The following is a 24,159-nucleotide window of genomic DNA, read 5'->3' as shown; positions in this document are numbered from 1 at the left end:
GGCCGGCACGCGCGCGTGCCCCACGGTTCGCGGCTCAGTCGGCGAAGCTGAAGACCGATCCGGTCTTCGCGTGCATCACACAGCTGTTGGAGAAGGTCTCGCCGTACTGCACCCGGCGGCCCTCCCACCTGCCGTACGCCTTGGCGGTGACGGGCCGGTAGATCATCGGGCACGCCACGTCCCGGTCCGGGATGCGGTTGATGTCGCCGCCGGCAAGCCGCAGCTCCCAGCAGGCCTTCCAGCGGTCGGGGTGGTCCGTACGCGGGCTCGGACAGCGCAGGAGCACCCGCTCGGTCGGGCCGGAGTCGTCGGTTCCCTGTGTGACGGACAGCGCCAGCCAGTTGGCCGGTGCGCTGCTCTCCTGGTGCGACTCGGCCTGGGCGGTGCCCGCTCCCGCCGTGATCAGCAGGCTCGCGGCAGCAGCCGCGAGAAGACCGTTCCGTACCGTCTTGACCATGAACGTCACCGTTCCTCTGTGCTCGGAGAGGAGCCCGGGACCGAGCTCCGGCTTCGGCGCGGACGGAGTCACCCGCGCTCTGGGGGCATCGGCAGGGCACCGCGCGATGATCAACAAAGTCACTCGAACGAGAGCCGGGTCGGATCCGGACGTCAGCCGCATGGGCGAGGACCGCCCGCATGGAGTCAAGTACCGATCGCAGTACCGGTTCGGCGGAATTCCCGGCGTTTCGATCTTCGGTGACGCACCATGGACGCCGGATGTGGCCGACAGCCAGGCAGGCAAGGGGGAACTGTCCGTGCAGTTCGAAGTGTGGGCACCGCAGTCCGAACGGGTCGCGCTCCTACTGGAGGGCACCACGCGCGCGTTGGCACCGGATCCGGAGCGTCCCGGCTGGTGGGCGGCGGACGCGGAAGCCACCGACGGAGACCGGTACGGCTTCGTCCTGGACGACGGCCCGGTCCGCCCCGATCCGCGGTCGGCCCGGCAGCCGGACGGACCGGACGGCCTCAGCGCGGTCGTCGACCACACCCTCCACGACTGGCAGCACGACCCGCCGGAGCGTGGACTGCGCGACGCCGTGCTCTACGAGCTGCATGTGGGGACCTTCACCCGCGAGGGCACCTTCGACGCCGCGGGCGAGCGCCTGCGCCATCTCGCGGAACTCGGCGTGACACACGTGGAGTTGCTGCCCGTCTGCCCCTTCCCCGGCCGGCACGGCTGGGGATACGAGGGAGTCCTGCCCTGGGCCGTGCACGAGCCCTACGGCGGCCCTGCCGGGCTCAAGCGGTTCGTGGACCGGGCACACGGCATGGGCATCGGCGTGGTCCTTGACGTCGTGCACAACCACCTCGGCCCGTCCGGCAACCATCTGCCCGCCTACGGCCCGTACTTCACCGACACCCACCACACGCCCTGGGGCGCGGCCGTGAACCTGGACGCCGCGGGATCGGACGAGGTGCGGGCGTACTTCATCGGCAGCGCACTCGCCTGGCTGCGCGACCACCGCATCGACGGGCTGCGCCTCGACGCGGTGCACGCACTGCGGGACACGCGCGCGTACGCGTTCCTCGAGGAGCTGTCCGCGGCCGTCGACGCGCTCGCCGACGAGACCGGTCGCCCGCTGTTCCTGGTCGCCGAGTCCGACCTCAACGATCCCCGTCTCACCACGGCGCGCGAACGCAACGGGCTCGGTGTGGACGCCCAGTGGAACGACGACTTCCATCACGCCCTGCACACCGCCCTGACCGGTGAATCGCAGGGCTACTACGCCGACTTCGCGGTCTCCCCGCTGTCAGCGCTCGCCAAGACCCTCACGCACGGCTTCTTCCACGACGGCACGTACTCGAGCTTCCGCGGCCGCACACACGGCAGACCGATCGACCGGGTGCACACACCCGCACACCGCCTGCTCGGCTACGCCCAGACGCACGACCAGATCGGCAACCGTGCCCTCGGCGACCGCCTCTCGGCCACCCTCTCCCCCGGTCTGCAGGCCTGCGCCGCGGCGCTGACCCTCACATCACCGTTCACCCCGATGCTCTTCATGGGCGAGGAGTGGGGCGCCCGCACTCCGTGGCAGTTCTTCACCGACCACCAGGACCCCGAGCTTGCGCAGGCCGTACGCACGGGCCGCAGACGGGAGTTCGCGGCGCACGGCTGGGACGCGGAGGACATCCCCGACCCGCAGGATCCCGCCACCAGGGACCGCTCCTGTCTCGACTGGGACGAGCCCGCGACCGAGCCCCACGCGCGCGTGCTCGCCTGGTACCGCCGTCTGGTGGCGCTCCGCCGCGAGACCGCCGATCTGACCGATCCCGATCTGGCCGCGGTCCGGGTCGCGTACGACGAGAGCAAGCGCTGGCTGGTGTTCCGGCGCGGCGACCTCAGAGTCGCCGTCAACCTGGGCAAGGACCCCGCCGAGATCCCGCTCCAGGGCGACAGGACGCGCGTGCTGGCCGCCTGGGACGACGTGGCGGCACCCGGAGCGGACGGGGTCCTCAGCCTGCCGCCGGAGTCCTGTGCGCTGCTGGCACCGGTGCGCTGACGCCGGTTCGCCGAGGGCCAGTACGCCCCTCAGGTCACCACCCCGGGTGTGATCGTCAATGTCTGCCGGTCCCCGCCCGTGTGCCGGACGTGCAGGCCCACCGGGGTCCCCGGTTGCGCCTCGGCCACCGCATCGGCGAAGTCCGCGGCGTCGGCGATGCGGGTGTCGCCGAGTGCGAGCAGGACGTCGCCGCGGACCAGGCCCGCACTGTGCCCAGGGCCCGGGATGTGCACACCGACGACCCGCGCGCCGGAGCCCTTCCCCGCGTCGACCGCCTCGATCCCGACGGTCGCGCGGGCCGCCGCCGCGGGGGCGTCCCCCTGGCCGCCCTGGGCCTGCGGGTGGGACGGCGCGGCGTCCTTGCCGCCGTTGGTCCCGGTGCGCGGATCCGCCTCGTCCGGTGAACCACCGGAATCGCCCGGCGACTTGGCGGAGCCGCCCTGCGGCTTCTCCGCCCCGCCCGGCGATCGCCCCGACCCGTCCTGAGGGCCATCGGGACCGGCGGCCGGTCCCCCGGGAGGGCCTTGCTGCTGCAGTTCGGCGAGCTTGCTCAGGCCGATCACCGAGGCACCGACCGTGCCGAGTCCGACCCCGGCGAGCAGCAGCACGACGGCGACGAGCAGGCTGAACAGGGCAGTGGCCAGGCGCCGTCCGCGCCGCTTCGCCGCATGCGGCCGGCGACGCGCGGCAGACTTCCGGCCGGTGCCGGCACCCGCACCGGCACCGGCACCCGCACCGGCACCGGCACCGGCACCGGCACCGGCATCAGGACCGGTGTCCACATCAGGACCGGGACCGGTTTCGAGATCGGCTTCAGGACCCGGATCGGTTTCGTGACCGGGACCGGGATCGAACCCCGTCGGATGCCCCGTCGTACGGCCGGGCATCGGCTTGGGACGCAACACTGTCTGTTCCATACGGGCCTCCGCGTCACGGTCTACCCGGCCGGACACGGCGTCACGATTCACGAACGGGTGACGCTCCGCCAGAACCCGGAACGCCAGGCCCCGCGCCCCTACCCTGACGGCCGCCGACCGCCCTCAGGCCATCGGCCGCAACCGCCCCTCGTCCGGCCGCGCCCCGCCGTCCTGCCCTCCGACGGCCGCAAGGGCGCTGCCCTTGCGCCAACTCCTCCAGGACACGTTCCAGTCGCCGTAACCGTTGTCGAAGGGCGTCATCCGCTCGCCTCCGCTGTTCACGACCTCCACGATGTCGCCCTCCCGTACGGCGTCGAAGAACCAGGCGGCGTCCGCGGTACTCATCCCGACGCAGCCGTGGCTCACGTTCGCGACGCCGTGCGAGCCGGCGGACCAGGGCGCCGCGTGCACGTACTCGCCGCTCCAGGTGACCCGGGTCGCATAGCGCACCGGCAGATCGAAGTAGTCGCCGCTGCCACGCGCGATGCCGATGGACTCGCCGCGCATCCGCACGGCAGACTCCTTGCCGAGCACCACCTTGATGCCGCCCCGGGTACGGAACCCGGCCTTGCCGGTCGTCACCGGGATCTCCCGGACCGGCTCACCGTCCCGGAGCACCGTCATGGTGTGCGTGGCCGCATCCGTGACGGCCTCCACGCGCGCGCCGATGGTCAGAGTCAGCGGTTCGGCGGGTCCCCCGTAGACACCGTCCGCGATACGGGTGCCCTCCAGAGCACTGCGTACGGTGATCCGGGAATGTGCCGGCCAATAGGTGCGTGGACGATAGTGCAGCGTGCGCGAGTCGACCCAGTGCCAGGCGCCCTCGACGCGGGGCCGCGCATCGACCCGCAGCCCGCGCTCGACGGCAGCACGCGCGGCACGGTCGTCGGCCGGCACCGGACGGCTCAACTCCGCGACGATCGGCTGGCCGACACCGTAAGAGCCGGGTCCCGGCCCGAAACGGGGCGTCAGACGGGCGCTGCCACGCGCCGGTGCGGCCGTGCGGAAGGCCAGCGAGCCCCGAGCGGTGCGACCGGAGCCGTCCTCCGTGGTGACCCGCAGCGCGTACTGCCGGCCCGCGCCGAGCGGCACGGTGCTGCGCCAGACACGCCCGTTCGACGCGAGCCGACCGTCCACCCCGCGCGCGTGCCCCACGCCGAAGAAGACATCGACGTCGACGATCCGGTGGTCGTCGCGGCCCGCGCTGACCTGGAGCAGACCGTCCGAGCCGGCGGGCCGCCCCACGACGCCGCGGCCGTCACCGACCGGGGCCTGCCAACGCTTCGGCACCGTACTACCGGTCAGACAGAGACCTCCCGGACCCGCGCCGCCGCAGCCGGCCCCGGGCGATGTGACGTCCTCGGCACCCGCGGTGGACACCGTGGCGAGCGGCGCGGTCCGCGACCGGCCCTCCGCATCGGTCGCGCGGTCGTCGGCACACTGGCCGGCCGCGGCGATCAGGAGCACTCCGGCAAGGGCGCCGAACGCGCCCACGGACTTGGTGGCAGGTGAGGTCATCTGCCGCATCAGAACATGATGATCAGCCTGGCCGGCGGAACGGCGTGCGCATGACCACAGGTTGCGCCGGATCGGCCGTACGAGCGGATGGCCTCGGGCCACGCAAGCCCACACGAGCGGATGGCCTCGGGCCGCACATGCCCGCACGAGCGCGTGGCCCGGCTACGCGCTCCCGTCCGGAGACAGCCACTCCCCGTCCCGCATCAACTCGCGCCCCGCCAGCTCGTTCGCCTCCCGCCAGGCCTGGATCCGCTCCGGCCTGACCCAGAAGTAGTGATGGGACTGCCGGAGCCGGCGCGGCTCGAAGCTCGTACGCGCGGCGAACTCGTCGCCCGTCGCCTCGTCGAGCTCGTCCTCGGACACGGCGCGCACCGAGCCGTCCACCATGACCACGTCCCGGGTCGGTCCGATCGCCACCCGGGCGCGGCCCGAGGCCAGCAGGTTCCGCGCGGTCGGGCTGGTGGTGGGTGTCGCGAAGAGCAGCTCGGTGCCGTCCCAGTGGAACGACAGGGGCACGAGATACGGCCCCGCCGCTTCGGCGCCGGCCGATGCCACCCAGGCGTCCACGTCCTCCTCGAGCCGCTTGCGGGTGTCCCGCAGCCGCTCCGCCAGGCTCCGCGGCGCCGGCTTGTCTCCTGCGGCCTTCTCCGTCATGGTGCGACCTCCACTGATCACGGCCTGTACGGCTGCCTACTCTGCTGGTTCGGTGCACCCGCTGTCCGCCGTTCCGCACGCCCTGGCCGACAGACGTCCCAAGGACCACCCACAACCCGGAACCCGCCCCCTCAGGAGGCCGAAAAACGTGACCCTGCCGAGCCTGCTCGCAGTCTTCGCCCACCCGGACGACGAGTCCCTCTCCGCCGGCGGTGTCCTCGCCGGACACGCCGCGGCCGGCGCCCGCACCTCGGTGCTGACGGCGACCTGGTCCGAAGGCACCCCACGCGCCGCCGAACTGGCGGACGCCGTCAGCATCCTGGGCGCCGGACAACCCCGCCTGCTGGGCTACGCCGACGCCCGCGTCCCCGAGTCCGCGCCCGGCCGTCCCCGCCTGTGCGAGGCCCCGCTGGACGAGGCGGTGGGCGCACTCGTCGCCCACATCCGGGAGTTCCACCCGAGCATCGTGGTCACCCACGACGCGCTCGGCGGCCTCACCGGCCACCCCGACCACGTACACACCCACCGGATCTGCCTGCTCGCCGCCCAAGCGGCCGGACTCGCCGGCCTGTACCCGCAGGCCGGCGCGCCATGGCGACCGGACGCCGTGTACGCGGCCACCCATCCGCAGTCGTTCGTACGGCAGTTGGGGAACAAGGTGCCGCGGGCGGCCGGGCGAACGCTGCACGCCGTACCCGACGACTGGATCGGCGCGGCCGTGGACGTCGCCCCCTGGCTGGACACCAAGTACGCGGCGATCCTCGCCCACCGGTCCGAGGTGGCCCGCGGCGCCGCCCCCGGCATCCTCGCCGCGATGCCGGAGCCGGAACGCGCCGCCTTCCTGTCGACCGAGTACTTCGTCCGCCACGACCTCGCACCCGGCTCGCACCGGACCACGGAGCTGAGCGCGGGGTGAAGCGGGGCCGGCGCAGCGATCACCAGTCGTGGACGGACCCGTCCTTCAGCCGGTTCACCGGCAGATAGGCCTGCTCGTACGGGTGCGCGGCGGCCAGCTCCTCGTCGAGTTCGACGCCGATCCCCGGTGCCTCGCCGGGGTGCAGATGGCCGTCGGTGAAGGTGTACGCATGCCGGAACACCTCCTCGGTGAGCGGAGTGTGGCCCGAGTACTCCTGGATGCCGAAGTTGTGCACGGCGAGGTCGAGGTGGACCGCGGCCGCCATGCCGACCGGGGAGATGTCCTCGGGCCCGTGCACCGCGCTCTTGATCTGGTACTGGGCCGCGAAGTCGAAGAGCTTGCGCAGCGGCGTGACCCCGCCGAAGTGGGTGACGGCCGAGCGCACGTAGTCGATCAACTGCTCGGTGATCAGGGTCTGGTAGTCGAAGACGGTGTTGAAGACCTCGCCGACGGCCAGCGGCGTGGTCGTGTGCCGCCGCACCAGCCGCAGCGCCTCCTGGTTCTCGGCCGGAGTGCAGTCCTCCAGCCAGAACAGCCGGTATGGCTCGAGGTCCTTGCCCAGGCGGGCCGCCTGCAGCGGGGTCAGCCGGTGGTGGGCGTCGTGCAGCAGCGGCAGCTCGGGCCCGAACTCCGCGCGTACCGCATCAAGGACGGCCGGCATGTGGCGGAGATAGGCGTCGGTGTCCCAGTCCTCGACCAGCGGGCGCGCCTGCTGGTGGAGTACGGGCGCTCCGCCGGCGTCGGTGTCGGAGACCCCGTAGACGGCCTTCAGGCCGGGGATGCCGGACTGGACGCGGACGGCGGGGTAGCCCTCGGCGAGCCTGGCCCGCACGGAGTCCAGGAGCTCGGGGATGTCACGGCCGTTCGCATGGCCGTAGGTGCCGACCCGGTCCCGGCTGGCCCCGCCGAGCAGCTGGTAGAGCGGGAGCCCGGCGGCCTTCGCCTTGATGTCCCACAGGGCCACGTCCACGGCCGCGACGGCGGCCATCGTGACGGGTCCGCGGCGCCAGTAGGCCCCTCGGTACAGGGATTGCCAGGTGTCCTCGATGCGGTGCGGGTCGAGGCCGACGAGCAGCGGCGCGATGTGGTCCTCGAGGTAGCTGACGACGGCGAGTTCGCGGCCGTTCAGGGTGGCGTCGCCCAGGCCGGTGAGCCCCTCGTCGGTGGTGATCTTCAGGGTGACGAAGTTGCGGCCGGGGCTGGTGACGACGACCTTCGCGTCGACGATCTTCATGTGCTGCTTCTTTCCGTTCTGCTGAGGGGGTCGGTCCGGCGGGGCGCTCAGCCCTTGGAGGCTCCCGAAGTCAGCCCGGCCACCAGGTACTTCTGGCCGATGACGGCGGCGAGGACCACGGGGACGGTGATGAGCGTGGTGGCGGCCATCAGACCGCCCCAGTCGGTGCTGGCGTACGAGATGAAGTTGAAGAGCGTGACGGGCACGGTCTGGGTGCTCTCGTCGGCGAAGACCAGGGCGAACATGAAGTTGTTCCAACTAAAAACGAAGGCGAGGAGCGATGCGGTCGCGGTGCCTGGTGCGGCGAGCGGCAGTGAGATGCGCCAGAAGGCTCCGAAGGCGCTCAATCCGTCGGTGCGGGCGGCCTCTTCGAGCTCCACGGGCAGGCCCGCGAAGAAGCCGATCATGATCCACAGGATCAGCGGCACGGACACGAACATATGGCTGAGGACGAGCACGGTGTACGAGCCGACGAGGCCCATCTGCGCGAACAGGTAGTACCAGGGCACGAGGAGCGAGATCGCCGGGACGATCCGCGCGACGAGGACGATCGAACCCGTACGGTGCATGCCGAAGCGGCCCACGGCCCAGGCGGCCGGTACCGCGATGACGGCGGAGAGCAGCGTCGAGATCACGCCCACGAGCAGGGAGTTGCCCATCGAGCGGACGATCTGCCCAGCCTCGATCACGGCCCGGAAGTTGTCCAGGGTGGGACGGAACCAGAGCCCCACGGACGGGTCGGTGACCTGGACGTTCGTCTTGAAGGCGGCGGCGACCATCCACACGAGCGGCAGCGCGAAGACGAGCGCCACGACGGTGATGGCGGTGCCGCGCAGCAGCGAGCGGGTCCTGCGCCTGCGGACGGCGGTTGCACGGGCGGCCGATGCAGGTGCGGAGGGGGCGGTGGTGACGGGGGCGCTCATGCGTTCTTCCTTCCGCCCCGGCGGCGCAGCAGGACCACGACGCCGACGATGAAGAGGGTGAACAGGACCAGGACGGCCGCGGCGAGTCCGTACTCCTGGTAGTCGAAGGTGAGCCCGTAGGCGTAGACGTTGAGGGTTTCCACCTCGAAGTCCGAGCCGCCGCCCGGGCCCTTGGTCGCGTAGAGGATGTCGAAGGTCTTCAGGGCGTCCACGGCGCGCAGCACCAGGGCCGTGGCGAGTGTGGGTCCGAGCATCGGCATGATCACGTACCGGAAGCGCTGCCAGGCGCTCGCGCCGTCCATCAGGGCGGCCTCCTCGGGCTCCTCGGGCAGTGTGGTGAGGCCGGCGAGCAGCAGCAGCGTCATCATCGGTGTCCACTGCCATACGTCGATGAGCATGAGCGTGGGCAGGGACTGGCTCACCGAGCCCAGGAACTCCTGCGGGGGCAGGCCGATTCCGGTGAGCAGGTGGTTCGCGATGCCGTTCGTCGGGTCGAGGATCAGCAGCCACAGAATGCCGATCGCGACCGGTGTGGTCAGCAGCGGAATGATCAGGACGGTGCGCACCCAGCGCATGCCGCGGAACGGCTTGCGCATCAGCATGGCCAGGGCGAGTCCGAGGACGGTTTCCAGGATCACGGCGCCGACGGTGAAGACGACGGTGCGTTCGACCGCGGGCCAGAAGCGGCGGCTGTCGCCGAGGGCGTCGGCGAAGTTGCGCAGGCCGATGTGTTCCTTGCCGGCGTTCACCGCGCCGAAGGCGTCGGTGAGGCTGAGGTCTGCGGTGAAGACCAGCGGGAAGACGATCATCAGGCCCACGAAGAGCAGTGCGGGGGCCAGCATCGCCCACTTCAGGCGGCGGTTGGACTGCTCGAAGGTGCGCCGGCGTCGCGCGCCGGCCGGTATGTCACCGGCGGGGTCCGCGACGGTACGGGCGGCCGGAGCTGCCTCGGTGGTCGGCATCAGGACTCCTTGTGGCGGTTGTCGCGGACCAGGAACTCGGCGAACTCGGCGTCCGCGTCACGGGCGACGGGCCCCACCTGCTCGCCGAGGATCCCGGCCACCAGCGGCCGGCCCACGATGTCCCGGGCGCGGCCGACCTGCAGGACCTGCGGCCGGTCGTGGCCGAGGCCGCGCTCGGCGTTGATGCGCATGGCGTCCGCGAGATCGCGCGGAAAGGACTCGAGCGTCTTCGGGTCGGCCCACACGGAGGTACGGGCGCCGGGGATGCCGGCGGACTGGAGCTCGGTGGACATCTCCGGCCCGGCCGCCCAGCGGATGAATTCCCAGGCGTCGTCGCGGAGTCGGGAGAAGGTGTTGATGCCGAGGCTCCAGGAGGGGATGTTGTGCGGCCTGGCCCCGGCCGGCCCGGCGGGGAACGGCGCGAAGCCGATGGTCTTCTGCACCGTCGACACCTTCGGGTCGAGGAAGCTGCTGTATACGGCGTCGGCGTCCACGTAGAACCCGGCCTTGCCCTGGGCGAAGATCGGCATCGCCTGTTCCAGGCTCATATTGGTGGCGCCGGGCGGTCCGGTGCGTGCCAGCAGGCCGCCGTAGTACTGGTACGCGGCGAGCGCCTCGGCTGCCGATCCCGGACCGGCCGTCCACGACGAAGTCGCCGCCGTACGAGTAGAGGAAGCTCGACCACTGGGACACGGCGCCGCTGCGCTGGCCGCGGCCGACGAATCCGTACAGGCCCTTGTGGCGTCCGCGCAGTTCGAGCGCCGATTCCCGCAGTGCTTCCAGGGTGCGCGGCGGTCCGCCGAGGTCCTCGACGAGGTCCTTGCGGTAGTAGAGGACAGGGCGTTCGGTGACGACGGGCACGCTGAGCACCCGGCCGGCGGTGACCGACGCCTCGCGCGGCGCCTTCTGGAAGTCCGCCCAGTCGAACCGGCGGTCGGTCCGGACGCGGTCGCTGAGGTCGGCGAGCCAGCCGTTGTGGGCGAACAGGAGCTGCTCCTGCAGGGCGCGGACCATCATCACGTCGACGTCGGTGCCGGAGGCGTTGAGCTTGACGTTGTAGCTACTGGCCAGCTGGTCGGCGGTGAGCAGGGTCATCGCGACGCGGCGGCCGATGCGCTCCTCGAACTCCTCGATCCGGCGCCGGATCGCCTGGGACCACACGTGGTTGATGGCCATGATCCGCAGGGGCGTGCCGGACGACGGGGTGCCGCCCCGTGCCGAACACGCGCCGAGCGCCCCCGTGCCGACGGCGGCCGCGGCTCCCGCGGTCAGCCGCCCGAAGGCGCGCCGGCTGAGGAGCTGGCTGCTCGTGGACATCCGTGGCCTCGTCTCTGTGTGCTGGCGGTTCACATTGGTCCAACTGGTAGGACCAGTTGAACCAGGAGGGACGTTAACACTGGATGTCCTGGCCCACCAGCCCCGTTGACCGGCCGAGGAGCGGGACGGCGATCAGCTATGCGGGGTTCTCGCCCAGGAGGGTCTCGATGTGGTTGCGGGCCATCACATCGACCTGCACATCGAGGTCGGGACCGTATGTGCGCAGGCCGAGCATCAGGTGCTCGCGCATCCGCTCGCAGGCCAGCTCCACGTCACGGGCCTCGATCGCCTCGAAGATCTCGGGGTGGTGCGGCACGCCCTCTTCGCCGATGCTGGGGTCCGAGTTCGAGCGCAGCATCATCTCGAACATCATCCCGCTGATCGACGAGAGCATGATCCGCAGCACCGGATTCCCGCTCGCCACCGCGATGGCGTCGTGGAAGTCCATGTCGGCCCGCGCCTTGACCACGACGTCGGTCGCCGACTCCAGGGCGTCGCGCGCCGCCCGCATCACCGCGATGTCCTCGTCGGTCGCCCGTGCGGTGGCCAGGCGCACCGTCTCGATCTCCAACGGCAGCCGTGCCTCGATGAGTTGGCGCACGGTGGGCCGTCCGGCCCGGTAGAGCGCGTCGTACCCGCGGGCCTGTCCCGAGGTCTGTTCCCGGACGAACGAGCCGCGGCCGGGGGCGACCTCGATCAGATGCTGCGCCTCGAGCCGGCGCAACACCTCCCGTACGACGTTCCGGCTTGCGCCGAACTGGGCGGACAGTTCGCGCTCGGAGGGGAGCTTGGTGCCGACCTCGATGGCGCCCGACCGGATGTCGTGCTCGAGCTCGCGCGCGATGCGCTCGGTGAGCAGACCGCGCTGACCTGGTCCGACGGCGGAGCTCGACTGCGGCGATGAGGTGAGCGGGCGCATTCCGGCAGCGTACAGGCCGCTGCGCGGCGGCCTGCCGGCCGTGGCTGTGGGACACGGCCGGCAGGCCGGGCTCCGCGGCCCTCGATCGGGGCCGCGGAGGCGGTGCTCGGTGCCGGTGGCGGCCGGGGTTCAGCGCAGGAAGCGGCCGAACTCGGCCTTCGTGACCGGGGCGTCGAGGTCGACCGGGGCGAAGGAGGTCGCGTCGTCCGTGGTCAGGCCGTCCGCGGAGCCGCGCAGGGCCCACACCGCACCCGCCGACTCGTTCTCCGCGACGGCGGCCGCGGCCAGGTCGCGGTGGCCGTCGCCGTTGACGTCCAGGAGCTCGCAGGCCTCGCCGAACTTGTCGCCCTTCTCGGCGACTCCGGGCACACCGGCCGTGTTCTGGTGCACGACCTTGCTGCCCTCGCCGACCACACCGTCCGCGCTGCCGTGCAGCAGCGCGACCGAGCCCGCGTCGGTGAGTCCGCTGAAGTCCTCGCCGGCGATGCCGACGGCGACGTCCGCGTTTCCGTCGCCCGTCACGTCCTCCACGGCGATGCAGGAGCCGACCCGGTCGCCGTCCTCCTGCGCGCCGTAGAAGCCCTCGAGGGTCTGGTCGAAGGTCTGGGTGCGGTCGGCGTCCGGGCCGTCGGCGGAGCCGTGCACCACGGTGACCTTGCCACCGCCCTTGCCGCTGCCGAGGACCACGTCCTCGAAGCCGTCGGCATCGATGTCACCGATGTCCACCGAGCTCTCGTCGCTGCTCGCGGCGAAGTCCTCGAGGGCGGGCGAGTTGATGAAGCCCTTGGCGCCGCCGAGCAGCACGTGGTTGCCCCAGACGCCGTCGCCGTCGTACGTCCAGACAGCGATGTCATCGTGCTTGTCGCCGTTGACGTCGCCGACGGCCTTGGGCAGTACGGGTCCGCTGATGGAGTCCGGGCCGTCGATGCACGAGTCGTTCTCGGCGCAGGCCGCGCCGTCGTCGTCGTAGCCCCACCATTCGGACGGGTCGAGGAAGTCGAGCTTCTCGGCGGGCTTGCCGTCCCGCGAGATCGGTCCCTTCCAGAGGTTCGCCGACTGCTTCACCGGGTCGTCGCCCTCGACGTCCGCGGCGCCGAAGAGCGCCAGGTCGGCCTTGCCGTCGGCGTCGAAGTCGCCCACCTGCGGGGCGCGTTCGAAACCGGGCAGGGCGGTGCCGCCGGTGAGGCCGTCGGCCGAGCCCCACAGGACCACGGCGCCCGCGCCCCCGTCGGCGGTGCCGACCACCAGGTCGCTGTAGCCGTCGCCGTCCAGGTCGCCCTTGGCGAGGGTCTCGCCGAAGCGCTCCTTCGCCGCGGCGCTGCCGGGCACGCCGCTGGTCGAGCGGCTCAGCACGGTCTTGTTCCCCGGGTCGATGCCGTCGGCCGAGCCGTACGTCACGGCCACATAGCCCGCGCCGGCCTTCGAGGAGACCGTGCCGCCGGGTGCGCCGGAGACCAGGTCGGCGAAGCCGTCGCCGTTGAAGTCGTCCGCCTTGGCCGCCTTGCCCTCGGCCGCGCTCGCCTCGTCCGGTGCGAACGACCAGACGGTGAGGCCGCCGGCCACCAGGACCGCCGCCGCGAGCGGGGCCGCCGCACGCCGGCCGAGGCCTGCGCGGGCGTGCCGGGCGCCGTGGCCTGCACGCTGTTCGTCGACACCTTCAGGGTGCTGTTTCACGCGATGTCCTTCGGTCGTCAAGCTGTGTACATCTCCAACCCCGTTCGCCCCAGTGGACGACTCGGGCCCCAGGATGGTTGTACGGCCACCCGCACCTTTCTCGTCGGCCCTCGTCAGCGGGACCCGAAGGACTGCCAGGTGCCGGCGAGGCCCTGCTGGCCCACTCCCCGTCGGGACCAGTCGCAGACTCCGCCGCGGAAGATCTTCTTCAGGGACGTGAACTGGCTGCCGGTGACCGGGACTTCGTAGTCCGACCGGCGCACCGGACGCTTCTGGCACACCACGATGTCGTTCGCCACATCGGCTCCCGCGACCATCCGGGGTGAGGTCCACACCGGGTAGAGGGTGTTGCACTCGGTGGTGCCGATGCCCGCCACCTGCGGCTCGGTGATCTTCTTCGGTTCCTCCTCGCGGGTCCAGCAGGCGTCGTCGAGCCCGGCAGGCTTGTTCCGGACGATCTTGTCGATGGGGGCGCCCTTGCCCGGGTCGCCCTTGATCCCGGTCAGCCAGCTGTCCATGTCGGCGATCATCCCGGCGGTGGTGAAGCCCTTGCCGTCCCGCGTGATCATGACCTGGTTGGCGTGGGTGCCGTTGGCCTTGTCCAGGCGGGCTCGGGTGGAGAAGGAGTGGAAGCGCATATGGATGTCGCCGGCGGCGGCGTCGTCCGTGTAGTCGCGGTAGTCGATGATCGGCACCTCGGCGAGGCCCGCACCGCCGTTGAGCATGCGCCCGGTGCGGTAGGCGGCACGTACCGCCTTCGGATCGGCGACCGTGCGGTCCGCGGCGGGTTTCGCGTCGTCGTCGAAGCCGCCGATGCGCCGGTTGAGGTCGATGAACTGGTCGACGTCGATGGCCTTGTCGTTGAGTGCCTGCAGCCCGTACTGGATGCCCGTGTTGTCCAGCGGCCGGCGGGCCTTGCCGGTCCTCGGGTCCTTGCCGTACGCGTTCACGGTGTGGCTGTAGACGTCGCAGCGGGCGCCGTCGGGGTTGCTCTCGGGGTGATAGCGCAGGCCCGCGGGCAGTTGCTCCGGGCAGAACACCGTGGGGTCGATGCGGCCGCCGCCGTCGCCGAGGTTGGCGATGCTCTCCCACTTCCCGAAGCCGGAGACCGCCCGCTGCTGCTCCTTGGTGAAGGTGCCGGGCGCGGTCTCCTCGAAGTAGTGGTCGAGCAGCCGCGCGTCACTGATCGTCTGCACGGTCCCGAAGCCGACGTCGGGGAAGCTGCAGCCGGAGATGATGCCGTCCAGCAGGCCCGGGTAGTTGTCGGCGATCTGGTGGTTCTGGTACGAGCCGCCGGAGCAGCCGACGCCGATCGTGAAGTCCGGTCCGCCGTACGACTCCACGAAGCGTTCCTTGACCATGGCCATGGTCTCGGCGGCGAGCAGGTCGTTGCAGTTGTTGCCGAAGACATTGAGCGAGGACGAGGCGACCGCGTAGCCCTTGCCGAGGTAGTCGTCCTTCAGGACGCCGTCGGTGCTGCGGCCCTGGATGTACCAGCCGCCCGCGCAGCCGCCGCCGAAGCCGTAGACGAGGCGTCCGTTCCAGCCAGGGCCGCGCGTCACGGGTGCGGGGTCGCCGGACTCCGGGTCGTGCAGCACGGCCGTCTCGTAGACGGCGCGGTTGATGGTGCCGGTCTCCACACGGACGATGTACGGCACGTCCTCGCCCGCGCTGGTCGTGGTGGTCGCGAGGTCGGCGGGGCGTTCGTCCCCGTCCGGCAGGGCGGCGAACTCGCCCGCCGTGGTGCGGTACATGTAGTCGATACGCGTCCGGACCGAGCAGTCCTCGTCGAGCGGCCGGCCGAGCGTGGCGCCGGTGACGGTCTTGAACTCCTCGGTGTCGCAGACGTACGGCTGCTCGTGCGGGCCGGCGAACACCGGGCCCGAGACGGGGTGGTTCACCAGGGTCAGCCGTCCGCTCGCCGCTCCGCGGGCGGTGGCGATGAGCCTGTTCCTGCCCTCGTCCAGGTCTCGCACGACGCCCATGAGCGAGCCGCCGGCGGTCCGCTCGAAACTGTCCGTCACATCGCGGCCGTCGACCCGTATCCCGACCTTGTCGGCCGGCACGGAGCCGGGGACGTCGACCCGTATCAGCGCGTCACCGCCGGAGACCACATCGGGCCGCGAGGACACGGATGTCACTCGCAGCCCGCCCCGCTCCTGACTTCCCGCCGGGGTCGCCAGGGTGCCGACGAGCACACCCAGAAGAGCCGTACCCGCCAGGCACAGCCTGACCCTTCTCACAGCGGCGGTGGGTGACATGGCGGAACTCGCCTCGCTCTCCGGAGTCGCGGTTCGTGGTGCTGCCCGGGCCGGTTCCCGCGTCGGGCAGGGGGGTTCGGGGGTGTGGTGCCGGTCGGCTCACCACTCGCGCAGTGCGCCGTCCGGGCCGCGCCAGACCGGATTGCGCCAGCGATGGCCGCGCTCGGCGGCCCGGCGCACGGCGGCCTCGTCGACGGTGACGCCGAGGCCGGGTGCGGTGAGCCGCTCGATGTGCCCGTCCTGGAGGGTGAACGGCGACGGGTCGACGAGATAGTCGAGGAGATCGCCGTCCACGTTGTAGTGGATGCCGAGGGACGACTCCTGGATCAGGGCGTTCGGGGTGGCCAGGTCGAGCTGCAGGCTGGCGGCGAGTGCGATCGGCCCGAGCGGGCAGTGCGGCGCCACGGCGACTCCGTACGTCTCGGCCGCGGCGGCGATCCGGCGGCACTCGGAGAGACCGCCGGCGTGCGAGAGATCGGGCTGCGCGACGGCGATGCCGGATGCCAGTACGTCCCGGAAGTCCCAGCGGGAGTACAGCCGTTCACCGGTGGCGATCGGAATCGTGGTGGACGAGCAGATGCGCGGCAGCTCGAAGGAGAGCTCCGGTACGACGGGCTCCTCGACGAACATCGGCCGCAGCGGCTCCAGTTCGCGGCAGAGTGCGCGCGCCGCCGCGGGCGAGAGCCGTCCGTGGAAGTCGACCGCGGTGCCGCCGGGGCCGCCCAGCGCGTCGTTGACCGCGCCCACCCGTTCGACGGCGGCGTCCAGTTCGGCGCCGGTGGGGAGTGCGCCTAGGGCGCCGGTGGCGTTCATCTTGACCGCGGTGAAGCCCTGCCGGCGGCGGGCCTCGGCCTGTTCCGCGGCCTGGGCGGGCTCGTCGCCGCCGATCCAGGCGTACATCCGGACCCGCTCGCGCACCGGGCCGCCGAACAGCTCGTGCACGGGGACGCCGCGGGCCTTCCCCGCGATGTCCCACAGGGCCTGGTCGATGCCGGCGACCGCGCTCGACAGGACGGGGCCGCCGCGGTAGAAGCCGCCCTTGCTGAGGGTCTGCCAGTGGTCCTCGATGCGCAGCGGGTCGGCGCCCAGGAGGTGGTCGGACAGCTCGTCGACCGCGGCGGCCACGGTGTGCGCGCGGCCCTCCACGACCGGCTCTCCCCAGCCGACCATGCCCTCGTCGGTCTCGATCCTCAGGAACAGCCAGCGCGGCGGGACCAGGAAGGTCTCTACGCGTTCGATCTTCACCGGTCACTCCCGTGGGTGGGTGGACGGCCGGCCGGCGTTCCACGGCCCGCCTGCATGGGCGACAACGGTGTCACCGCGCACGGTGCAGATCAACTCCCGTGCGGCGACGTGTTCTTGCTGAACCGCGGGCCGCGAGGGGGCCGAGCAGGACGGGGCCGGGATACGGCACTAGGTACCGGGAGGCAGTACCTGTCGGCGGTAGTCGCCCGGCGGTGTGCCGTACGCGGCGCGGAAGGCGCGGGAAGGCTGACGGAGATGTGGTGCGCCGCCGCGACGGTGCCGGGGGTCAGGTCCGGGTCGTGCAGATTGCGGCGCATGAAGTCCACGATCCGCATCAGCAGCACACGCTGCCGCGTCTCAGGCTCCAACTCGCCTGCGGCACCCTGGGTTTCGAGCAGATGGGCCAGGTGGGCATGGACTAGGGGCGTCTCCCCGGGACCCGCACGCGGGTGTGCGCCGTCGGGGGAGGACGCGCACCCGCGTGGCTCCTTGCCTCACCTCCGCGGCTCCCCGCCGATGTCAGTGGCGGGGTCCATACTCGGTCGGTGTTGGGGAAGACCGAGGTGAGAGGGCCTGGAGCATGGCCGAGGTAGTGCTGTTCCACCATCTGTACGGACTGACGGACGGAGTGCGGGAGTTCGCCGGCCGGCTGCGCGACGCCGGGCACACGGTGCACGTACCGGATCTGTACGAGGGGCGGGTCTTCGACACCTTCGACGAGGGACTGGCGTACGCCGAGCGGACGGGGTTCGAGGTGCTGGCCGCTCGCGGTGTGGCCGCGGCGGAGTCCCTGCCGGCGGGGATCGTGTTCATCGGCTTCTCGCTCGGCGTTCTGCCGGCCCAGCGGCTGGCGCAGACCAGGCCCGGCGCGGCCGGTGCGGTCCTTCTCGAATCCTGCCTGCCCCACACGGAGTTCGGCACCGAGTGGCCCGGCGGTGTGCCGGTCCAGATCCATGGCGGGCAGTCGGATCCGGTGTTCGCGGGCGAGGGGGATCTGGCGGCGGCTCGCTCCCTGGTGGCGGCGGCGCCCGAGGCGGAGTTGTTCCTGTACGAGGTGGACCGGCACCTGTTCGCCGACCCCGGCCTGCCCTCGTACGATCCGGAGGCCGCGGCGCTCGTGACCACGCGCGTGCTCGCCTTTCTGGACGGGCTCCCCCGGACCGTCGGCGCACGGCCATGACGCCCGACGAGATCGAGGCCGCCCATGTCGGCTCCGCGCCGCGGCTCGACGGGCCGGTCACGCTCCGGGAGTACGACCCGCGGTGGCCGGACCTCTTCGCGCAGGAGGCCGCGGCGATCAGCAGTCGACTGTCCGGCCTCGACCACCGGGTCGAGCACGTCGGCTCGACATCGGTGCCGGAGCTGCCCGCCAAGCCGGTGATCGACATGCTGCTCACCGTGCCCGATCCGGCCGACGAGCCGTCTTACACACCCGTTCTCGCACCGCTCGGGTACGAGCTCGTCATCCGCGAGCCCGGCTGGTACGAGCACCGGGTCCTCCGTAAGTACCTCCACCACGCGGCCGCGGACCAGGTCAATCTGCATGTGCTGCCGAGCGGTTGCGAGGAGGCGGACCGGATGACCCGGTTCCGTGACCGGCTGCGCGCCGATGCCGGGGACCACGCGCTCTATGCCGACACCAAGCGAGCGCTGTCCGGGCGGAGTTGGGAGTTCGTCCAGAACTACGCGGACGCCAAGTCGGAGGTCGTCGAGGAGATCCTGCGACGGGCCTGACGGACGAACGGTGGCGCACCGTCCCATGGCACCCCATCGGTTCTCTGACTAAGGTCAGAGAATGACTGGCGCACCGCAGCACGAGACCTCTCCCGAGCACCCGGCCCCCACCGACCAGATACGTCGCGTACGGCGGTTCAACCGCACCGTCACCGAGCGCGTCGGTGTCCTGCACGACCACTACCTGGGCCGGAGCCGCCCCGTGGGCGAGGCCCGACTGCTCTGGGAGATCGGCGGGCGGCCGCAGGACGTGCGCCGCCTGCGCGAGCGTCTCGGCCTCGACTCGGGCTACCTCAGCCGGCTGCTCCGCTCCCTGGAGACCGACGGCCTGGTCGTCGTCGAGCCGAAGCCGCGCGACCGGCGGGTGCGCACGGTACGCCTCACCTCGGCGGGCCGCGCCGAGCGCTCCGTACTCGACGCGCGCAGCGACGAACTGGCCGGCTCGCTCCTGCAGCCGCTCAACTCCGCTCAGCGCGCCCGCCTCGTCGCCGCGATGGCGGAGGTCGACCGGCTCCTGACGGCCGCGACCGTGGCCGTGGACGTCGTCGACCCGGACCACCCCGATGCCCGGTGGTGCCTGGAGTCCTACTTCGCGGAGCTGCAGGAGGCCTTCGACACCGGCTTCGAGCCCGGCCGCAGCCTGCTGCCCGACGCGGGCGAACTCCGCCCGCCGAAGGGACTGTTCCTGGTCGCCCGGCTGTACGGCGACCCCGTCGGCTGCGCCGGACTCAAGCTCCCGCACGGTGCGGCGGCCGAGGTCAAGCGGATGTGGGTGGCGCCCGACGCCCGGGGCCTCGGTCTCGCACGCCGGTTCCTCGCCGAGCTCGAATCCGAGGCCGCGCGGCACGGACACGACACCCTGCGCCTGGACACCAACAAGGCGCTGGCGAGCGCGATCGGCCTCTACCGTTCCGCCGGCTTCCGGGAGGTGCCGGCCTTCAACGACGAGCCGTACGCCCATCATTGGTTCGAGAAGCGGATCACGCTGCCCGCCGCGGCCGAGTGACACGAGTCCCACCAGGGCTGCTGCGGGCCGGGTGACCTACCCGGTCCCCGTTCCCGTCCCGAACTCCGCCAGCCGGTCGCCGAGTCCGCTGCGGCGGTAGAGCACCTGACGCCCGTCGCGGGCCCGGGTCACCAGCCCCGTCGCATGCAGGACCCGTAGATGCTGGGACACCGCGCTGGGCGTCACCCTGAGCCGGCGGGCGATCTCCACGGTGGCGAGCGGCGTCTCGAGCAGCAGGAGCAGCCGCGTCCGGGGAGCGCCGAGCAGGGCGCCGAGCGCGGCCGCGTCGACCGGCTCGGGCGCCGTCCACAGAGTGGCGACGCCGCGGCTCGGATACAGCAGGCGGGGCGGCTCCCCCGGGTCGAGCGGCGGTGTCGGCTTGTGTGCGAACACGGAGGGCAGCAGGAGCAGCCCTCCCCGGGACGGATTGCTCCGGTCCGGACCGATCAGTCCGCGGACCTGCAGTACGCCGTCCCGCCAGCGCAGATTCGGGTGCATGTCGGCGAAGAGCGAGCGGGCTCCGCCGACCGCCAACTGCCGTGCCCGGTAGGTCATATCGGCCTCGAGGACCAGGCGCATCTGCCGCCACTGCGGTGCGAGCGCCACGTTCCAGTAACGCGCCAGCACGTCGCACAGTCCGTCGCGGAACCGCGCGAGCGACTCGTCGGTACCGGCGACCGCATCCTGCAGCACCGGCGGCAGCGGGTCGGGGGCGTGCGCGGCGACCAGGTCGCGCCGGACCCGCTCGGGCGGCACGCGGCGGACCTCGGCCAGCTGCTCGTCGTACGACGGCGCGAAGGTCTCGGGGCGCGGTGTCAGGAAGTCGGGGATGGTGCGACGGCGCGCGACCAGTGCCCTCAGGAGATCGGTCTCCTCGGCGTCCAGTGCTCCGGCGCCGTCGCGCGCCGTGATCCGCTCGAGTACCGCTCTGCGCCAGGGCAGATGAATCGCGGAGAGCCCCGGCTCGCGCAGCACCCGCAGACTGAGCACCGTCTCGTGCAGCGGCGACATGGCGAAGCGCGTGTCCGCGAGATCCTCGACACCCAGCACAAAGTCGATCATTGAGCGCCACGCTACATCCATTGGCCCGGTCGCACGCATCGACTGGACTCACCGCCATGACGCCGACTTCGACCATGACGCCGACTTCGACTCCGTTCCTGCGCACGGCCATTGACGCGCGCGCCCGCCGCCCGCTCGTCACAGGGAGTGCCCGGTGAACCGGCGGACCACCCTGCTCTTCGCCCTGACCTGCGCGGTCGCCGTCGGAAACCTCTACTTTCCGCAGGCGATCGTCCCGCTGATCGCCACGGGTCTCGGCACCACCGCCGACTCGGCCGCGCTGACCGTCACCGCCACCCAGGCCGGCTACACGGCCGGGATGTTCCTGCTCGTCCCGCTCGGCGACCGGCTGCGCCACCGGTCCCTGCTCGTCGCCCTGCTCACCCTCGCCGGACTGAGTCTGCTCGCCGCGGGCTGCGCGCCCGACCTGCCGTTCCTGGTCGCCGCGAGCGCGGTGACCGGCTTCACCACGGTGGCCGCACCGCTCATCAGCCCGCTCGCCGCGACCCTGACCGACGAGGGTCGCCGGGGCGCGGTGCTCGGCACGCTGGCCAGTGGCTCCATCGGCGGCATGCTGCTTGTGCGGACGTTCAGCGGTTCGCTCGGCGAGTGGTGGGGGTGGCGGGTGCCGTACGTGGTGGCTGCGTTCGCGACGCTGCTGCTCGCCGTCGCCCTGTCCCGGGTCGTGCCCGTACTGCCTCCACCGTCCCGGAGCCGCTACCCCGCACTCCTGGCCGAGCCGCTCCGTCTGCTGCGCACCGAGCCGGAGTTGCGCCGCTCCTGTCTCTACCAGGCCACGGTCTTCGCCGGCTTCTCGGCGGTGTGGACCTGCCTCGCGTTCCAGCTGACCGGTCCGGCGTACGGAATGGGCGCCCAGGCGGTCGGGCTGCTCGCCCTGGTGGGCAGCGCGACGATGCTGTGCGCCCCACTCGCCGGACGGCTGGTCGACCGGCAGGGTCCGGGCCCGGTGAACACCGTCTGTCTGCTCGCGGTCCTCGTGTCGGCGGGGATCCTGGTCGCGGGCGGGCTCGGCGGCGCGCACGGCTTCGCCGCCCTGATCGCCGGCACGCTGCTCCTCGACGTCGCCATGCAGTGCGGCATGATCGCCAACACGACCCGTGTCTACGCCCTCCGCCCGGACGCCCGCAGCCGGCTCAACACCGCCTTCATGACCTGTGCCTATCTGGGCGGTACGGCGGGCTCATGGCTGGGCGCGCGCACCTACGGCGTGGCCGGATGGTGGGGAGTCCCCGCCCTCGTCGCCGCACTCACGCTCGTCGCACTCGGCCGGCACGCGGTGGCGCCCAGGGGGATGCCCTCTAGCGTGCGGCGAGACGCTCCAGGAGGGCCGCGCTGCGCGCCAGGATCTTCCGTTCCTCAGCGGTGAGTTCGGCCTCGATGGCCTGCGCGAGCCAGCCCGCCCTGCGACCGCGCTCGGCCGCCAGCGCGGCCCGCCCCTCGGGCGTCAGCTCCACCAGGGACTTGCGGCCGTCGGTGGGGTGCGCGCGGCGGGTGACCAGGCCCTGTTCCATCAGAAGCCCGACCGCGCGGGTCATGGACTGGGGGCGTACGCGCTGATCCGCCGCGAGGTCGCTGGTGGTCATGGCACCGTCGCGGTCGAGGACGCCGAGCACCGCGATCTGGCCCTGCGGGATGTGGTCCTCGTACTTCACGCGCCGGGTGAGCCTGCCCATCGCGATACGCAGTTCGGCGGCGACGGCGGCGGGGTCCGGGGTGGGCATACGGCACTGTATCCGCTGCCGCGGAGGAGTCCGCCCACCGGCCGCCGTCCCATCAGCCGGAACGAGCTACTGCCCAGGATAACTGAACAGCAGAACTGGGCAGCAGAACTGAGCAGCAGAACTGAACAGCGAAACTGATTAGTTAAACTACACAGCAATGCTGTAGAGTCTGGCACTGCCGCGGCACGCGCCGACGTCGTCGCAGCAGGGCCGCGGCGCCTGACGAACGGGAAGGAAGTCCCATGCCCGCAATGGCAGTTGGATCCACCGTCATCGAGTCCGTGACGGCCCGCCGGATCCTCGACAGCCGCGGCAACCCCACCATCGAGGCGGACGTACTGCTCGCCGACGGATCGCTCGGCCGCGCCGCCGTACCGTCCGGCGCCTCCACCGGCGCCCGGGAGGCCGCGGAGCTGCGCGACGAGGACCCGGGACGCTGGCACGGCAAGGGCGTCGACCGTGCGGTGGAGCACGTCAAGAGCGAGATCGCGGACGCGGTCATCGGTCGCGACGCCGACGACCAGGCGGGCCTCGACAGCGCGCTCGTCGACCTGGACGGCACTCCGGCGAAGTCCCGGCTCGGCGCCAACGCCCTCCTCGGTGTCTCCCTGGCCACCGCCAGAGCCGCCGCGGCCGCCCACCGCCAGCCCCTGTACCGGTATCTCGGCGGCGCCGACGCCCGCCTGCTCCCGCTGCCGATGATGAACATCGTCAACGGCGGCGCACACGCGGACAACCCCCTGGACTTCCAGGAGTTCATGATCGCCCCGGTGGGCGCGGACACCTTCGCCGAGGCCGTCCGCATGGGCTCGGAGATCTTCCACACCCTCCGCCGTGACCTCCTGTCCGCCGGCCACGCCACCGGAGTCGGCGACGAGGGCGGCTTCGCGCCCGCACTGCGCACCGCCGAGGAGGCGCTCGACTTCGTCATGGCGGCCGTCGAACGCGCCGGATACCGTCCCGGCACGGATATCGGCCTGATCATGGACCCGGCCTCGTCGGAGTTCTTCGAGGACGGCACGTATGTGTACACGGGCGAGGGAGTGCGCCGTACACCCTCCGAACACGCCGCCTATCTGGCCAAGTTGATCGACGCGTACCCGATCGTGTCCATCGAGGACCCGATGGCCGAGGACGACTGGGACGGCTGGCGCGAACTGACCGCACGCGTCGGCGACCGCTGCCAGCTCACCGGCGACGACCTCTTCTGCACGAACGAGACACTGCTGCGCGAGGGCATCCGCACCGGCGCCGGCAACTCCGTCCTGATCAAGGTCAATCAGATCGGCACCCTCACCGAGGCCCTCGCCACCGTCGCCACCGCGCACCGCGCCGGCTGGACGGCCGTCATGTCGCACCGCTCGGGCGAGACCGAGGACACCACCATCGCGGACCTCGCGGTGGCGACGGGCTGCGGCCAGCTCAAGACCGGCTCGCTCTCCCGCTCGGACCGCACCGCGAAGTACAACCAACTGCTCCGGATCGAGGAGCAGTTGGGCTCCTCGGCACGCTACGCGGGCGGCACGGCACTGCACCGCGCGGGCTGAGGCGCGTACGGCGGGAGGCGGTGA

At 71.8% G+C, this 24,159-nt stretch carries 21 protein-coding genes and 1 pseudogene; 8 read left to right on the top strand and 14 right to left on the bottom strand.

What is annotated here, in order from left to right:
- Positions 1–34 precede the first annotated feature (34 nt).
- Positions 35–457, bottom strand: coding sequence for an SSI family serine proteinase inhibitor (locus DY218_RS24230; protein WP_128558257.1), 423 nt, complete (start codon positions 455–457; stop codon positions 35–37).
- 298 nt (positions 458–755) lie between these two features.
- Between DY218_RS24230 and treZ the strand changes: the two genes are divergently transcribed.
- Positions 756–2,504, top strand: a complete 1,749-nt coding sequence (gene treZ, locus DY218_RS24225; protein WP_128558256.1) for a malto-oligosyltrehalose trehalohydrolase — start codon at positions 756–758, stop codon at positions 2,502–2,504.
- A gap of 29 nt (positions 2,505–2,533) precedes the next feature.
- On the opposite strand, the gene DY218_RS24220 is transcribed toward treZ, so the two are convergent.
- The 3 genes from DY218_RS24220 to DY218_RS24210 form a co-directional block, all read right to left on the bottom strand.
- The gene (locus DY218_RS24220; protein ID WP_267899385.1) at positions 2,534–3,421 is read right to left on the bottom strand and encodes a PDZ domain-containing protein; all 888 of its coding nucleotides are present in this window, start codon (positions 3,419–3,421) and stop codon (positions 2,534–2,536) included.
- Positions 3,422–3,544: 123 nt separating this feature from the next.
- On the bottom strand, positions 3,545–4,948 hold the full coding sequence (locus tag DY218_RS24215) for a L,D-transpeptidase (RefSeq protein ID WP_233521871.1): 1,404 nt from the start codon (positions 4,946–4,948) through the stop codon (positions 3,545–3,547).
- A gap of 153 nt (positions 4,949–5,101) precedes the next feature.
- Positions 5,102–5,593 carry a pyridoxamine 5'-phosphate oxidase family protein gene (locus tag DY218_RS24210; RefSeq protein WP_128558255.1) on the bottom strand — a complete coding sequence of 164 codons (492 nt, stop codon included), beginning with the start codon at positions 5,591–5,593 and terminating at the stop codon, positions 5,102–5,104.
- 148 nt (positions 5,594–5,741) lie between these two features.
- On the opposite strand from DY218_RS24210, the gene DY218_RS24205 reads away from it, so the two are divergent.
- Complete coding sequence (locus DY218_RS24205) at positions 5,742–6,509, top strand: PIG-L deacetylase family protein (protein ID WP_128558254.1); 768 nt, start codon at positions 5,742–5,744, stop codon at positions 6,507–6,509.
- Between the two features lie 19 nt (positions 6,510–6,528).
- Here the strand turns inward: DY218_RS24205 and manD are convergent, their stop codons facing one another.
- The 8 genes and pseudogenes from manD to dgoD all read right to left on the bottom strand — a co-directional run bounded on the left by manD (position 6,529) and on the right by dgoD (position 17,044).
- Positions 6,529–7,743 carry a D-mannonate dehydratase ManD gene (manD, locus tag DY218_RS24200; RefSeq protein WP_128558253.1) on the bottom strand — a complete coding sequence of 405 codons (1,215 nt, stop codon included), beginning with the start codon at positions 7,741–7,743 and terminating at the stop codon, positions 6,529–6,531.
- A 47-nt stretch (positions 7,744–7,790) separates the two neighbouring features.
- Positions 7,791–8,666, bottom strand: a complete 876-nt coding sequence (locus tag DY218_RS24195; RefSeq protein ID WP_128558252.1) for a carbohydrate ABC transporter permease — start codon at positions 8,664–8,666, stop codon at positions 7,791–7,793.
- Complete coding sequence (locus DY218_RS24190; RefSeq protein ID WP_128558251.1) at positions 8,663–9,628, bottom strand: carbohydrate ABC transporter permease; 966 nt, start codon at positions 9,626–9,628, stop codon at positions 8,663–8,665. Before DY218_RS24190 ends, DY218_RS24195 begins: the two co-directional genes overlap by 4 nt.
- A pseudogene (locus DY218_RS24185) lies at positions 9,628–10,945 on the bottom strand (ABC transporter substrate-binding protein). The gene DY218_RS24190 and the pseudogene DY218_RS24185 overlap by 1 nt, the downstream one beginning before the upstream one ends.
- A 136-nt stretch (positions 10,946–11,081) precedes the next feature.
- Complete coding sequence (locus tag DY218_RS24180) at positions 11,082–11,864, bottom strand: FadR/GntR family transcriptional regulator (protein ID WP_128558250.1); 783 nt, start codon at positions 11,862–11,864, stop codon at positions 11,082–11,084.
- Between the two features lie 129 nt (positions 11,865–11,993).
- Positions 11,994–13,538: an FG-GAP-like repeat-containing protein gene (locus DY218_RS24175; RefSeq protein WP_128558249.1), complete on the bottom strand. Its 1,545-nt coding sequence runs from the start codon at positions 13,536–13,538 to the stop codon at positions 11,994–11,996.
- A gap of 113 nt (positions 13,539–13,651) precedes the next feature.
- Positions 13,652–15,670 (bottom strand): DUF6351 family protein, encoded by a 2,019-nt coding sequence (locus tag DY218_RS24170; protein ID WP_233521869.1) that lies wholly within the window; start codon positions 15,668–15,670, stop codon positions 13,652–13,654.
- Between the two features lie 228 nt (positions 15,671–15,898).
- Entirely contained in the window at positions 15,899–17,044 is a 1,146-nt protein-coding gene (gene dgoD, locus DY218_RS24165) for a galactonate dehydratase (protein WP_128558247.1), read from the bottom strand.
- Positions 17,045–17,343: 299 nt separating this feature from the next.
- Between dgoD and DY218_RS35745 the strand changes: the two genes are divergently transcribed.
- The 4 genes from DY218_RS35745 (at position 17,344) to DY218_RS24150 (ending at position 19,784) form a co-directional block, all read left to right on the top strand.
- A complete protein-coding gene (locus DY218_RS35745; RefSeq protein WP_325052020.1) occupies positions 17,344–17,466 on the top strand; it encodes a hypothetical protein in 123 nt (40 codons plus the stop codon).
- A 158-nt stretch (positions 17,467–17,624) separates the two neighbouring features.
- Positions 17,625–18,224, top strand: a complete 600-nt coding sequence (locus DY218_RS24160; RefSeq protein WP_128558246.1) for a dienelactone hydrolase family protein — start codon at positions 17,625–17,627, stop codon at positions 18,222–18,224.
- Positions 18,221–18,778, top strand: a complete 558-nt coding sequence (locus tag DY218_RS24155) for a GrpB family protein (RefSeq protein ID WP_128558245.1) — start codon at positions 18,221–18,223, stop codon at positions 18,776–18,778. The genes DY218_RS24160 and DY218_RS24155 overlap by 4 nt, the downstream gene beginning before the upstream one ends.
- 61 nt (positions 18,779–18,839) lie before the next feature.
- Entirely contained in the window at positions 18,840–19,784 is a 945-nt protein-coding gene (locus DY218_RS24150; RefSeq protein ID WP_128558244.1) for a bifunctional helix-turn-helix transcriptional regulator/GNAT family N-acetyltransferase, read from the top strand.
- A 36-nt stretch (positions 19,785–19,820) separates the two neighbouring features.
- Here the strand turns inward: DY218_RS24150 and DY218_RS24145 are convergent, their stop codons facing one another.
- Entirely contained in the window at positions 19,821–20,846 is a 1,026-nt protein-coding gene (locus tag DY218_RS24145; RefSeq protein WP_128558243.1) for an ArsR/SmtB family transcription factor, read from the bottom strand.
- Positions 20,847–21,000: 154 nt separating this feature from the next.
- On the opposite strand from DY218_RS24145, the gene DY218_RS24140 reads away from it, so the two are divergent.
- A complete protein-coding gene (locus tag DY218_RS24140) occupies positions 21,001–22,233 on the top strand; it encodes an MFS transporter (protein ID WP_128558242.1) in 1,233 nt (410 codons plus the stop codon).
- Here DY218_RS24140 and DY218_RS24135 read toward each other — a convergent pair.
- Positions 22,166–22,588 carry a MarR family winged helix-turn-helix transcriptional regulator gene (locus tag DY218_RS24135; RefSeq protein ID WP_128558241.1) on the bottom strand — a complete coding sequence of 141 codons (423 nt, stop codon included), beginning with the start codon at positions 22,586–22,588 and terminating at the stop codon, positions 22,166–22,168. The two genes, DY218_RS24140 and DY218_RS24135, sit on opposite strands and share 68 nt — an antisense overlap.
- A 242-nt stretch (positions 22,589–22,830) precedes the next feature.
- Between DY218_RS24135 and eno the strand changes: the two genes are divergently transcribed.
- Complete coding sequence (gene eno / locus DY218_RS24130) at positions 22,831–24,135, top strand: phosphopyruvate hydratase (RefSeq protein WP_128558240.1); 1,305 nt, start codon at positions 22,831–22,833, stop codon at positions 24,133–24,135.
- Positions 24,136–24,159: the final 24 nt, after the last annotated feature.

The sequence above is a fragment of the Streptomyces triticagri genome (assembly GCF_003429565.1).
Classification (GTDB): Bacteria; Actinomycetota; Actinomycetes; order Streptomycetales; family Streptomycetaceae; genus Streptomyces; species Streptomyces triticagri.
The sequence above is the reverse complement of the archived record's forward strand: the minus strand, read 5'-3'. Positions and strand labels throughout refer to the sequence as shown.